At 32.3% G+C, this 13,782-nt stretch carries 13 protein-coding genes; 4 read left to right on the plus strand and 9 right to left on the minus strand.

The window, feature by feature from the left end; translation table 11 throughout:
* Nucleotides 1–81 precede the first annotated feature (81 nt).
* The 4 genes from ACI5KZ_RS13280 (at nt 82) to ACI5KZ_RS13295 (ending at nt 5,492) form a co-directional block, all read left to right on the plus strand.
* A complete protein-coding gene (locus ACI5KZ_RS13280) occupies nt 82–1,623 on the plus strand; it encodes an acyl-CoA carboxylase subunit beta (protein WP_406847888.1) in 1,542 nt (513 codons plus the stop codon).
* A 131-nt stretch (nt 1,624–1,754) separates the two neighbouring features.
* The gene (locus tag ACI5KZ_RS13285; RefSeq protein ID WP_406847889.1) at nt 1,755–2,954 is read left to right on the plus strand and encodes a multidrug effflux MFS transporter; all 1,200 of its coding nucleotides are present in this window, start codon (nt 1,755–1,757) and stop codon (nt 2,952–2,954) included.
* Nucleotides 2,955–3,140: 186 nt separating this feature from the next.
* Nucleotides 3,141–4,874: an APC family permease gene (locus tag ACI5KZ_RS13290; protein ID WP_406847890.1), complete on the plus strand. Its 1,734-nt coding sequence runs from the start codon at nt 3,141–3,143 to the stop codon at nt 4,872–4,874.
* Nucleotides 4,875–4,928: 54 nt separating this feature from the next.
* Nucleotides 4,929–5,492: a DUF1579 domain-containing protein gene (locus ACI5KZ_RS13295; protein ID WP_406847891.1), complete on the plus strand. Its 564-nt coding sequence runs from the start codon at nt 4,929–4,931 to the stop codon at nt 5,490–5,492.
* Nucleotides 5,493–5,571: 79 nt separating this feature from the next.
* On the opposite strand, the gene ACI5KZ_RS13300 is transcribed toward ACI5KZ_RS13295, so the two are convergent.
* The 9 genes from ACI5KZ_RS13300 to ACI5KZ_RS13340 all read right to left on the minus strand — a co-directional run bounded on the left by ACI5KZ_RS13300 (nt 5,572) and on the right by ACI5KZ_RS13340 (nt 13,703).
* On the minus strand, nt 5,572–6,201 hold the full coding sequence (locus tag ACI5KZ_RS13300) for a MarC family protein (RefSeq protein ID WP_109308051.1): 630 nt from the start codon (nt 6,199–6,201) through the stop codon (nt 5,572–5,574).
* Between the two features lie 150 nt (nt 6,202–6,351).
* Nucleotides 6,352–6,729: a hypothetical protein gene (locus ACI5KZ_RS13305; protein ID WP_109308050.1), complete on the minus strand. Its 378-nt coding sequence runs from the start codon at nt 6,727–6,729 to the stop codon at nt 6,352–6,354.
* The gene (locus ACI5KZ_RS13310; protein ID WP_406847892.1) at nt 6,729–7,142 is read right to left on the minus strand and encodes a GreA/GreB family elongation factor; all 414 of its coding nucleotides are present in this window, start codon (nt 7,140–7,142) and stop codon (nt 6,729–6,731) included. The genes ACI5KZ_RS13305 and ACI5KZ_RS13310 overlap by 1 nt, the downstream gene beginning before the upstream one ends.
* Nucleotides 7,143–7,162: 20 nt before the next feature.
* Complete coding sequence (locus tag ACI5KZ_RS13315; protein WP_109308048.1) at nt 7,163–8,458, minus strand: Glu/Leu/Phe/Val dehydrogenase; 1,296 nt, start codon at nt 8,456–8,458, stop codon at nt 7,163–7,165.
* 11 nt (nt 8,459–8,469) lie between these two features.
* Nucleotides 8,470–8,664, minus strand: coding sequence for a hypothetical protein (locus ACI5KZ_RS13320; RefSeq protein WP_406847893.1), 195 nt, complete (start codon nt 8,662–8,664; stop codon nt 8,470–8,472).
* Nucleotides 8,665–8,840: 176 nt separating this feature from the next.
* The gene (locus ACI5KZ_RS13325; RefSeq protein WP_109308047.1) at nt 8,841–10,169 is read right to left on the minus strand and encodes a sigma-54 dependent transcriptional regulator; all 1,329 of its coding nucleotides are present in this window, start codon (nt 10,167–10,169) and stop codon (nt 8,841–8,843) included.
* A 3-nt stretch (nt 10,170–10,172) separates the two neighbouring features.
* Nucleotides 10,173–11,273: a sensor histidine kinase gene (locus ACI5KZ_RS13330; protein WP_406847894.1), complete on the minus strand. Its 1,101-nt coding sequence runs from the start codon at nt 11,271–11,273 to the stop codon at nt 10,173–10,175.
* Nucleotides 11,274–11,288: 15 nt separating this feature from the next.
* Nucleotides 11,289–11,903, minus strand: a complete 615-nt coding sequence (locus ACI5KZ_RS13335) for a DEAD/DEAH box helicase (RefSeq protein ID WP_406847895.1) — start codon at nt 11,901–11,903, stop codon at nt 11,289–11,291.
* Between the two features lie 33 nt (nt 11,904–11,936).
* Entirely contained in the window at nt 11,937–13,703 is a 1,767-nt protein-coding gene (locus ACI5KZ_RS13340) for an ABC transporter ATP-binding protein (RefSeq protein WP_406847896.1), read from the minus strand.
* Nucleotides 13,704–13,782 lie beyond the last annotated feature (79 nt).

Genomic DNA, 13,782 nt, shown 5'->3' on the forward strand with positions numbered 1-13,782 from the left:
AAATATAAATCACAATCTAATAAGAAAGATTAATCCAACTAATACTTCAGTAAAGTCGGAGCTATAAAACAAAGAACATTTATGGAATCAAAAATAAAAACCCTAAACGAAAAACTAGCCGAAGCCTATTTGGGTGGCGGACAAGTTCGTATTGACAAACAACATAAAAACAAAAAATTAACGGCAAGAGAGCGTGTTAAATACCTGTTAGACGATGGTTCTTTTGAAGAAATTGGTGCCTTAGTTACTCATAGAACCAAAGACTTTGGCATGGACAAACAAAAATTCTATGGCGACGGTGTGGTAACTGGTTATGGAACCATTAATGGAAAGTTAATTTATGTTTTTGCTCAAGATTTTACGGTTTTTGGTGGTTCTTTATCTGAAACTCATGCAGAAAAAATCTGTAAAATTATGGATTTAGCCCTGAAAGTTGGAGCTCCTTTAATTGGTTTAAACGATTCCGGTGGCGCAAGAATTCAAGAAGGCGTTCGTTCGCTTGGAGGTTACGCAGACATATTTTATAGAAACGTGCAAGCGTCTGGAGTCATTCCTCAAATTTCGGCTATAATGGGTCCTTGTGCTGGTGGTGCTGTGTATTCGCCAGCAATGACAGATTTCACCATGATGGTTGAAGGTACTAGTTATATGTTTGTTACTGGTCCTAACGTAGTTAAAACCGTAACAAATGAAGAAGTCACTTCCGAAGAACTAGGAGGTGCAAGTACGCATTCTACAAAATCTGGAGTGGCACATATTACCTCTTCCAACGATGTAGAATGTTTAGAAGATATTAAGAGATTAATAAGTTATTTACCTCAAAATAATACAGAAACGGCTCCTCTTCTCCCTTTTGAATTTAAAGATGAAGTGAGAGAAAGTCTTTCTGAAATTATACCAGATAATGCTAACAAACCTTACGATATGCACCAAGTAATTTCTGGTATTATCGACGAAGATTCCTTTTACGAAATTCATAAAGATTACGCTGAAAATATTATTGTTGGTTTTGCTCGATTAGGAGGAAGAAGTGTTGGTATTGTAGCCAATCAGCCCATGTATCTTGCTGGAGTTTTAGACGTAAACAGCGCTAAAAAAGCAGCGCGATTTGTCCGTTTCTGCGATGCTTTCAATATTCCTCTTTTAGTCTTAGAAGATGTCCCTGGCTTTTTACCTGGAACAGATCAAGAATGGAATGGAATTATTGTTCATGGAGCCAAATTATTATATGCCTTAAGTGAAGCAACTGTTCCAAGAGTGACTGTAATTACAAGAAAAGCTTATGGTGGCGCATACGATGTTATGAACTCCAAACACATTGGGGCCGATATGAATTTTGCATGGCCAAGTGCTGAAATTGCCGTTATGGGTGCCAAAGGTGCTGCTGAAATTATCTTTAAGAAAGAAATTAATGCGGCTGAGGATAAAGAGGCCAAATGGAAAGAAAAAGAAGCAGAGTATGCAGAGTTATTTGCCAATCCATATAGTGCAGCGCAACGTGGTTTTATAGACGAAGTAATTCTTCCAAAAGACACCAGACGTAAATTAATAAAAGCTTTTTCTATGTTAGAAAACAAGGAAGTTGTTAAGCCCAAACGCAAGCATGGCAATATTCCTTTATAAAATTCTAAAAATAAGGAACTAGTTTTAAAAAGCACAAAACAGATATTCAGTAAGTTTTACTTGATAATTATTTAACTATTATTTAGAAAACGGATTAATCCTTTTTACTAACAATAGTCTACTTTTGCGCCATGCAAAAAAATCCTTCTGTAAAATTTGAATTTATTGCTTTAATGGCTTCATTAATGTCAATTGTGGCTTTGGCTATTGATGCTATTTTGCCTGCTATTTCTACAATAGGTATATCTATTAAAAGTATAGACAGTAACAATAACCAACTACTAATCACTATGATTTTTTTAGGATTAGGAGTTGGTCAATTACTTTTCGGTCCTTTATCAGATAGTCTTGGAAGGAAGCCTATGGTTTATTTTGGCTTTATCGTTTTTGCTATTGCGAGTATCATTTGTGTACTTTCTCCCACTTTAGAATGGATGGTTTTTGGAAGAATCTTACAAGGTATTGGATTAGCTGCTCCTAGAACGATTGCTATTGCCATTATTAGAGACTTGTTTAAAGGCGATTATATGGCAAGAATCATGTCGTTTATTACTACTTTTTTTATTTTAGTTCCTGTTGTAGCTCCACTTATGGGGAAATATATTTTAGACCACTACAACTGGAAGGGCATTTTTTATGTACAACTAATTATTGCACTTTTAGTCTGCATTTGGTTTTGGCAAAGGCAAGTTGAAACCCTAAAACCAGAGCATAAAATAAAAATTAATAAACACTTATTTATAGATGGCTTTAAAGAATTATTAAAACATAAAATAACTCTTGGATTCACTGTTATATCCGGTTTTATTACTGGAGCATTTATTGTGTATTTAAGTGCTTCACAAGTTATTTTTGAAATTCAATACGGCTTGGTTGATGAGTTCCCATATATATTTGCTGGTTTAGCTATTGGAGTTGGGTTAGCAACTTTCTTAAACGGATCTATTGTTATGCGTTTAGGTATGTGGCGTTTAGCATTTATTGCTATAATCACTTTTAGTTTAAATGCATTAGTATATGCTTTGTTATTTTGGAATACAGAAAATCCGAGTTTAACCATCTTGATTGTATTTATGGCCATTCAGTTTTTTACTATTGGTTTTATTTTTGGAAATATTAGAGCTATTGCTATGGAGCCCATTGGACATATTGCAGGAATTGGAGCTGCAATAACTGGGTTTGTTTCTACCATCATGGCAGTACCTATTGCCAATTATATTGGTAGTTTTATTCATACTACTGCTCTTCCTTTGTTTGTTGGTTTTTCAGTGTTTGGCGTCCTTTCTGTTATTATTTTTCTACGTATGCAAGTTTTACATGCTAGAGTGTAAAAATCAAACAACCGTTATAGGGCTTTCAAAATTCAAATAATTGACTATTTTAAAATACTAAAATCAAAGACATTAAAAGTCCTAGAATCAAATAATGAGATTTTTCATTGTATAAAATTTAACTGTTCCTCTTAAAGAATTCGCTATTTTATTTTTTACCTTTAAGTATCTATTCTAACAAACTTAATGATGAAAAAACGTTTAAACCAATTAGCAGCTACTGCTATTTGTGGTAACGATATCAGTTCTTCCTGTTTATATGTTTCGGGGTTAGCCATTGTTTATGCTGGGCAATATGCATGGATTTCTTTATTGATGGTAGCATCTATTCTCTATTTATTTCGTAAAATTTATGGCGAAGTTGTTGGAGCTCTTCCTTTGAATGGTGGTGCTTATAATGCGTTATTAAATACCACTAAAAAATCTACAGCTTCTTTTGCTGCAACTTTAACCGTATTATCATATATGGCTACAGCTGTTATCTCTGCAAGTGAGTCTATTAAATATGCACACAGTCTTTGGCATAGTATTCCTGTTATTTATACCACCATAGGACTTTTAGCGCTTTTTATGGTGATTGTAATATTAGGAATCGGTGAGTCTTCTAAAGTTGCTACAGCCATTTTTATTTTTCATCTTACATCCTTAACTCTTTTATGTTTCTTTTGTGGTCTTTATTTATTTCAAAATGGATTTGACACTCTTTTAGCTAATTTTAAGAACCCTATAGAAGGCAATATTACAACAGCCTTGTTTTTTGGATTTGCTGCTGCTATGTTAGGTATTAGCGGGTTTGAGAGTTCTGCCAACTATGTCGAAGAACAACAAGATGGCGTGTTTCCTAAGACTCTTAGGAACATGTGGATTATTGTAACCATATTCAATCCGTTAATTGCATTTTTAGCTTTGGCTATTTTACCCATAGCAAGCATTCACAATACCAATGAAACCTTACTTTCTTTTATGGGTCAAATCTCTGGAGGGAATTGGTTGTTTTACATTATATCTGTAGATGCTGTATTGGTATTGAGTGGAGCTGTATTAACTTCTTTTGTAGGGGTTGGAGGTTTGGTGGAACGTATGACCTTGGACAGAATCCTTCCCAAATTTCTTTTAAAAAAGAATAATAATGGGAGTTCTTATATAATATTTATTTGTTTTTTCATTCTCTGTGTTACCATTTTAATATTTACACAAGGTAATTTAAAGGCCTTAGCAGGTGTGTATACCATTGCTTTTTTAAGCGTGATGATTCTGTTCGCTATTGGAAACATCTTACTTAAAATAAACAGAAAAAACCTACCAAGACCTGAACGTGCTAGCCAAATAGCATTATTTATTGCAATTCTAGGTGTAGGACTTGCTCTTTTAGGAAATATTATTTTAAATCCTCCCTACGTGGGAATATTTCTGGAATACCTTATTCCAACATCGATTGTGGTTCTTTTTATGCTTTATAGAATTAGAATATTAACATTTTTTCTAAAGTTTGTAGAATATATTACTCCTTCAAATAAACCTGTATTTAAAAATATAGATAGGATTATTAAAAAACAAATTCTTCGTATTAACAGCCAAGAATTTATATTTTTCACAAATCATGACGATGTATCTACCATAAACAAAGCTATTCTATATATTATCAAAAATGAACATACCAAGCGTTTAAAAATTATTACTGTCTTAAAACCAGACTTCTTTGTGCCACCAAATTTAAAAACAGATATAGATGTATTAGATCGTGCTTATCCAAACGTTCATATTGAATTTATAGAAGAACAAGGTCATTTTAATCCAGAAATGATTAAAGAACTATCTAAAAAATATCAAATCCCTGTCAACTTTATGTTTATTGGGTCTCCAGGTGAAAATTTTCCTTATAAAATTCAAGAACTTGGAGATGTTAGGTTAATAATTTAAAACTAATTATTAAAATTTGTATCTTTAAAAGCATCACTAACAATTACTTATAATATGAAAAACTTACTATTTACATCTGTTTTAACCTTGTTTTGCTTAACTGGGTTTTCGCAAACACCAGAAGAAATTAAAGCTTGGCAAGATAATATGACGCCAGGAGAAGAGCATAATTGGTTAGCTTCTATGGATGGCGAATGGGATGCCACAGTAAAAATGTGGATGGATCCAATGCAACCACCAAATGTTTCAAAAGCCACTACAAAAAATGAAATGATTATGGGTGGTTTATACCAAAGGTCTTCACATTCCGGGAATATGATGGGAATGCCTTTTATGGGAGAAAGTATTACAGGTTACGACAAATCTCAGAAAAAATTTCTAGCTACTTGGATTGATAATTTTGGTAGTAGCATCATGTTTATGGAAGGACAATACAATCCAGAAACCAACTCTTTAACTTTAGAAGGCAATATGATAGATCCTGCTACTGGAAAAAACTTGCATGTAAGAGAAGTATTTACAAAAACATCTGAAAACACACATTCTTTTATTATGTACATTATTCAAGAAGACGAAGAAATAAAAAATATGGAGATAACCTATATTAGAAAAAAATAACAAATACCCTCATTATTCAAAATAAAACCCCATTAAAATAAGGAAAGTTATTTTTCTTATAATACTGATTTTGTTGTCTCTACACTAAATTTTCCATAACAGATATTACAGTAGACAGAATATACTCTACCCCTATAGCAATTACGATAAACCCAATAATTCTAGACAAGGCATTGATACCAGAATCTCCAAGAAATTTCACGATTAAATGAGCACTTTTTAATATTAGGTAAATGGTTAAAGAAGCTGCAAATATAGCTCCAACGATAATTAAAATCTCTTGAGGTAACTTGTATTCTTGATTATAAGCTATCAATAAAGAAATGGTTCCAGGACCTGCTAACATAGGGATGGCTAAAGGTGTTAAAGAGATAGGGTCTCTATTTTCAATAATTTCTTTAACGCGATCTCTTTTGATGCCCTTATGCTCTCTAAACTTACCTGTTAACAATGCAAAACCTGAGGTAGCAATAATTAATCCTCCAGCAATCTTTAAAGCGTTTAAACTTATTCCGAAAAAAGAAAGGATAAATTTACCAGCAAAAAAAGATAGAATTAATATAACAAAAACATCAATAGCCGTCCAAAAGGCCGTTATTGCTCTAGCTTTTTTTGAATAATCGTCTGTTAATCCAACAAAAATTGGAACAGTTCCTAAAGGATTCATAATAGAGAATAAAGCTCCAAAACTTATTAAAAATAATTCCATGCTTTTGTTATATATATAAATATGTTGTTTGAGTATGCAAAGTTAAGTAACATTTAATAATATGTAATTAAATGACAAAAAGTAAGCCACAAAAGTAATCAAACTTTCATGGCTTACACAACCAACTAACTAACAAAATTGTAAAATTATTTACAATAATATTTTAAAAAAGACTTGATCTTTTATTGCTCGATAGTCTTTTAAATGCTTTAAATATTTTTTACAAAAAGTATCATGTAAATTAATATAATACAAATCGCAATCTAAATCGTCACATTCATAAAAGCTTTCTAAAGTGCTTCTATAACTGTAAAATTCATTTAATAATGCTGAGTTACTTTCAGATTTCTCTAACAGTAAATCTCTTAAATCTTTATCATGAATCTTATTAGATGCAATTTTAGCTAACCAATTACATTCATTTGTAATATAATTTAGATGCGAGATCCAAATATTGATTTCTAAAGTTCTTTTCTTATGTAAAACTATATCATCCGTTTCATGAGAATAGTGTGTTATTGCTTCCATTACAATTGATATTGTTTGTTTATACTACTTTGCTTTACTTCTACTACTTTTAGAGTTTTAATGCCTCCTGGAAATTCCCAATCAATAGAATCTCCTTCAGCATAACCTACAACAGCAGATCCAATAGGAGTCAGAACAGATATTTTTTTATCTGAATAATTACTTTCTGTTGGTGAAACTAATTGAAATGTGTTTGACCAGCCATCGTTTGATTCTACTGTAACTACAGAATTAAATCTAATAATGTCTTTTGGAATTTCTTCTTCATCTGAAATAATTGCAGTCTCCAATTCTTTTTGTAGCCTTAAAACTGAGTTTTTACGAGCATCTTCTTTATAGTTTCCCGATAAATTAATAAGTCTCTTAAGAGTTACATATTCCTTCTTTTCTAATATTATACTACCATATTTCATAGTTAAAAAATTTAAATTGTTTATGGAAAAATCCCACGTTGTATATACGCTTTTTCAATGCGTTCAATTGCAATAAAATAAGCAGCAGACCTCAAGTCAATACGTTTAGTTACTGATGCTTGTAACACCTTTTTAAAGACATCGTTTAATTTCTTTTCTAGCTTAATAAGAATCTCTTCTAGTTCCCAAAGCTCTCCATTTCTGTTTTGAAGCCATTCAAAATAACTTCCAATAACACCTCCTGAATTACACAAGATGTCTGGAATAATTTCTATTCCACGATCTAAAAGAATCTTTTCTGCCTCTACTGTTGTAGGTCCATTTGCTCCTTCAGCAATTAAGAAGGCTTTTACTTTATGGGCATTTTCTTCAGTAATTTGATTTCCTAAAGCTGCAGGAATACAGATATCGCAATCAAGACTAAAGAAATCTTCTTTTAAAATAGCGTTAGAGTTTGGATAATCTACAATGCTTCCATTATTGGTTTTAATATATTCATATAATAACTCAACCGGAATACCATCTTTATTAATAATGCTTCCAAAAGCATCTTGAACACCAACCATTTTAGCTCCTTCTAGCTCTAAAAAATGTGCAGCCCAATATCCTACATTTCCAAAACCTTGAACAATAAACGTTTTATCTTTTAAGTCAATTTTTTTATTTTTTGCCCAAAATTTTATAGTTAAATAAACTCCATATCCAGTCGCTCTATCACGGCCTTCTAAACCTCCAGAACCTATTGGCTTACCTGTTACAACATGCTGATTCTTTGAACGTTCGGATGGTGATTTTGTAGACATATAAGTGTCTGCAATCCAAGCCATCGTTTGAGCATTTGTATTCACGTCTGGAGCAGGTATATCATGTTCTGGACCAATATTTTCTCCTAAGGCATAAGTAAAACGTCTTGTAATACGCTCTAATTCTGACGTAGAATATTTATTCGGATCCATTTGAATGCCTCCTTTTGCTCCACCATAAGGTAGTCCAGCTAAAGAAGTTTTCCAAGTCATCCACATAGCCAAGGCTTTAACAGAATCTATATCAATTGTTGGATGATAGCGTAAACCTCCTTTATATGGTCCTAAAGCGTTGTTATGCTGTACGCGATAGCCTTTAAAAATTTCTACATTACCATTATCCATTCTTACAGGAAAATGAATAATTAATTCGTTATTGGTTACTTCTAATATTTTTTTAATGTTTGGATTCAGATTCACTAAATCTGCTGCTGTATTAAATTGTTTTAATACATTTTCAAGCATCCCTTGTTTGGGTTGCTTTTTAATTTTTAATTCTTTGATTAAGGTCATTTTTTTGTTTTTTAGATAAGTTCAACTAAGCGTTCTTTTTTATTTTGCTTGAACTTTTTAGTTAGGGTTTGGGGATCATTGGTTTCTTCCGTCTCTTTAGCTAATTCATATTCGCTACAAGACCAAATAAAGCTTTTGTTTGAAGTAAGACTACAGGAATCTACAAAACTACAGGTCCTACATAAACTTCTTTCCAAAGTATTCATAAATTAATTTTTTAAAATCTATTTCATATTAGACAATACCTGTGCCAATTATAAAATTAAATTTCAAAATAACTTATAAGACACTTATTTACAGTGTGTTATGACGACTACATGTAGTTTTAAGAAGATATTTAACTGGGTAATTATTACTCAACTGGGGTGTATTTACGCAAAATTTACTTTATTTTTTCGCTAAGCGTTTTTCTGTCAATTTGAAGAATTTTTGCAGCTTGTGTTTTATTGTTATTTGTGGAAGCTAACACTTTAAGAATATGTTTTTTCTCAACTTCCTTTAATGATAAGAGGGTCTCTTCTTCTGGGAAATCTATTTGGTATTTTAAATGTTCGGGAAGATCTTTTATTTCTATTTTTTTATCGCACATAATTACTGCTCGTTGAATCACATTTTCAAGTTCACGTATATTTCCTGGCCATGAATATCGTTCTAGGATTTGAAGTGCTTCTGGAGCTATTTTAATCAATCGATCTTTATACTCAACACCATATTTAAAAAGAAATTTCTCGGTTAATAACGCTACATCTTCTATGCGTTCTCTTAAAGGTGGTACAAGAATTTGTACAACTGTTAACCTGTAATATAAATCTTCTCGAAATTTACCTTTGTCTATGAGTTCTTTTAAATCAATATTAGTAGCTGCAATCACTCTAACATCTACTTTTTCTACTTTTTGAGAACCTACTCTTGTTACTTCCTTTTCTTGCAAAACCCTCAGCAAACGCAACTGGGTTGCCATAGAAGCATTCCCTATTTCATCTAAAAATAAGGTTCCGTTATTTGCTGCTTGAAAGAATCCGTTTCTATTATCATTGGCTCCAGTAAAAGCCCCTTTAGTATATCCAAATAATTCAGCTTCGAGTAGATTCTCTGGAATGGCTCCACAGTTTACAGCAATAAAAGGAGCTCTGCCGTATTTTCCCATATAATGTATGGAACGTGCTACAAGTTCTTTTCCAGTACCACTTTCACCAGAAATAAAAACAGTAGCTTTATTATCTTTCACACGTTCTATAACGTCTGTTACTTTATTAATAGCTTCAGATTTTCCAATCAATTCACCATAAGATGCTGTTTTACTAACTTTTAAAGAATCTGTTTGTGACTTCTTAACTGGTTTTAGTTCAAAAGATTTAGTAATGGCTTTTTTAAGCTCTTCTTTTGTGAATGGTTTGGTTAAATAATCCATAACACCCGATTTCATAACCTCTAATGCACCATCAATTGAAGGGTAGCCTGTTACAACTAATTTTGGTATATCTGGATAATGTTCAGATACATATTTTACCAATTCCAAACCATCAACTCCTGGCATATTTAGATCGGTAATAAGTAAGTCTATAGATTTATCTTTTAAAATTTCTATAGCCTCTATTACAGAAACTGCTTTATAGGTGTGATAATTTAAAGATTGTAAGTGACGTTGAATAAGTTCTAGAATATGAATATCGTCGTCAACCAGTAATATGTTTTCTTTATTTAAACCCATAGATTAATTTTTAGGGAGTGTGATTGTAAAAATAGTACCTTTTGGTGTATTTGAACTAAATGTGATATTTCCTTTATGACTTTTAACAATGCCATGAACAACACTTAAACCAAGGCCAGACCCATCCCCTACTGGTTTCGTCGTAAAGAAGGGATTAAAAATATTTTCTGAATTTTCTTTTTGAATACCAACACCTTCATCTGAAATTTTTAAAACCACCTGATTCTCATTCTCAGAAACCAATACACCAATAGTACCTTTTTCAGGTGAAAAATAAATAGCATTGATGACTAAATTAAATATTACTTGTGTTAATTGAATGGCATCCACACGTAACAGAATATTCTCTTTTTCAATTTGAAGCTGACAGGTTATGTTTTTTTTAGTAAAATTAGGATTAAGAAGTACAATAGCATCTTTAATTATTGGTACAATATTTCTTAACTCCATTTGTTGTGGCATATCACACGAAAAAAACATGAGTTTTTTTACGACCTCTCTTGAAAAAATGGCACTATTAATTATTTTATCTAAATCGTTCTGTACTTGTTGATTGTTTTCAAACTGTTCTTTCAACAATTCGGTATAACCCAAAATATTTGCCAAGGGTGTATTAAGTTCATGAGCTATTCCTGCTGTTATTTCTCCTAAAATACCCAATCTATCGGCACGTTCTATATGTCTTTTGGCTAAAGCTTCACTTTCAATAATATGTTTACGCTCAATAAGGTTTCCTACTTCCTGAGCAACTCTATTTAGCAGTTGAATTTCTTCATTTAAAAAACTATTCTCGTTGTATTTTAATTTAGAGTAGCCCACTTTTATAGATCCAATAGGCTTATTAAAAGCTTTAATGGCAGATAGAATATAAACATTGTCTTTAGATTGCAACCCAACTAAAAACAACTTGTCTTCTATTTTAAGTTCTACTGAAGCTTCTTCTGGATATCTAATAGCTTCTTGTAAACTACTTGCAATTGCGTCCCATGTTGGTTCTAAATTATTTAGTGTAGAATTAGCTATATAAGAACTAACATTGTATAAGCATGTAAGCTCTTTAATACGCTCCTTTAGTTTATCTTCTGTTGTTATTAATGGCGACATAGGTTAACAATATAACTATTTTTGTGTGACTAGAAATGGATGAAACATAAACTTCTCTTGCCACCTATCAAAACGTTCGTCATATTTGGTTGAAAAAACCAAATATTGACATTTATCTAGGCTTTCTGGAAGTCGAGAAACATCTGCTAAATGAGAGCCTCGAAACAAAAATTCGGCATCATCAACTATAAACATTTGCAGCAATCTAACGTTTATATTATTCATGAAAAACAACTTATTAAAACGCTTTGGCGTGGTAATTAAAATATCAATCCCATCGTAAATATCGTCTCGTTGCACATCAATATTATGTTCTTCATAAACACAATAAACACGTAAATTTGTTCTTGAAGTAAACTTTCTAAACTCTCTATATAACTCAAGAACAGCCACTTTATCTTTTGCAAAAATAATAGCTCTTGGAGCTTCACCTAAAGCTTCTCCTTGTAATTTTTGAACCACACTAATAACCAAACTTGTTGTCTTTCCAGATCCTTTTGGTGCAATACCAAATACATTGGCACCAGATTTTATTTTAGAAAGCACTTTTTTTTGAAATGGCAAAGGCGATTCAAATCCTTGAGTATTTAAAACATCCTTAATAGGTTCTATCAGTTTTTTAAAAGACATATGTTGTGTAATTGATTTTCAAAGGTATGAATATTATATCTTAGCCTGATACGTATAAAGATCATAATAACGTCCTTCTTTCGCTATTAATTCATCATGGTTTCCACGTTCTGCAATATGCCCAGCTTCTATAACTAAAATCTGGTCAGCTTTTTTTATGGTACTCAGTCTGTGTGCAATAACAATGGTTGTTCTGTTTTTTGTTAATTCTGATAAACTTTTCTGAATCAATCCTTCACTTTCTGTGTCCAAGTTAGAAGTAGCTTCATCTAAAATAATAATTTTAGGATCGGCCAAAATAGCTCTTGCAATAGCTAAACGTTGGCGCTGTCCACCTGATAATTTTACACCACGTTCGCCAATTAATGTATCGAGACCATCGTCGAATCTATCTGTAAATTCATTCACATATGCAGCTTTAACGGCATGTTGCAATTCGGCTTCAGTAGCATTTGGTCTTGGAAAAAGGATGTTCTCTTTAATAGTACCTTCAAATAAGAATTCGTCTTGTAAAACAACACCTAGATGTTTCCGATAACTACTTAAATTGACTTTAGACAGATCTTGATTGTCAATAGTCACTGTTCCGGAAATTGGATTTAAAAACGTCGCAGACAATCCTGCAATGGTAGATTTTCCAGAACCCGAACTACCTACTAAAGCTGTGACCGAACCAGAAGGGGCTTTAAAATTAATGTTATGCAACACCTCTTTACCTTCTTCATATTGAAAAGATACATCTTTAAATTCTAAATGTCCTTCAATGTCATCAAGCTTTATCTGCCTTTCTTTGTCATCTTCCTCTGCAGTCATATTCATTAGCTCTTCGGTTCTATCTAATCCAGCTAGAGCCTCTGTTAATTGACTTCCAATATTGCTCATTTGTACAATTGGAGCAATCATAAACCCAAGTAATAAGGTGAAAGAAAGAAAATCACCCACGGTTAAATCGCCAGTCATAATTTTATAACCTCCAATACCCATTATCCCTGTAGAGGCTATTCCTAATAAAAACGTCGAAGAGCTCGTCATAAACGCTGTAGCCGTTAAACTCTTTTTTACATTTTGAAAAAGCCTCTCTACGCCTACTTCAAAAGTTTTATTTTCTTGTTCTTCTGCATTAAAGGCTTTAATAACTCTTACACCTGCTAAAGTTTCGGTTAGTCGACCAGTAACCTCTGCATTAATAACACCTCTGGTTCTAAAAATAGGTCTAATATACCCAAAAGCTTTTAACGCAATAACACCAAAAACAGCAACAGGCACTAATACAAATAAAGTCATGGATGGACTTATCTTCACTAATAATATCAATGAAATAACAGCTGTAATAGTACCTCCAACCATTTGCACTAGACCTGTACCTATAAGGTTTCTAACACCTTCAACATCTGTCATGATTCTAGATACTAAAACTCCAGATTTAGTGTTATCGAAAAAACTAATAGGTAAAGACAAGACCTTTTTTTGCACTTGAGCTCGCAATTCACTTATTAAATATTGTGCTTGGACACTCAATATTTTGGTTAATAAAAAAGAAGTAATGGCTTGTACTAAAATGGCAATCCCAACAATTAGCAATAAATTGTATAATTGGTCGTAGTCTTTATTAGGAATCACATCGTCCAAAAGAGCTTTACTTTTCCAGGGCAACACCAGACTTGACAATCTACTAAGTACAATCAATATCAACCCAATAAATACTAAGTTTCGTCTGGGCCAAATAATAGTTTTAAAAGCCTGTGCCATGGTTACTTTAGACTTCTTTTTCCCTTTTGGTTGGTTTTTATAGTGTTGCATATATTTAAAAGTAAGCTTGTTGTTTTAATATAGACAATAAGTCAATTAATATGCCATGCTTTATTACATGACACATTAA

This window comes from Xanthomarina sp. GH4-25 (assembly GCF_045363175.1).
In the GTDB taxonomy this organism is placed as follows: Bacteria; Bacteroidota; Bacteroidia; order Flavobacteriales; family Flavobacteriaceae; genus Xanthomarina.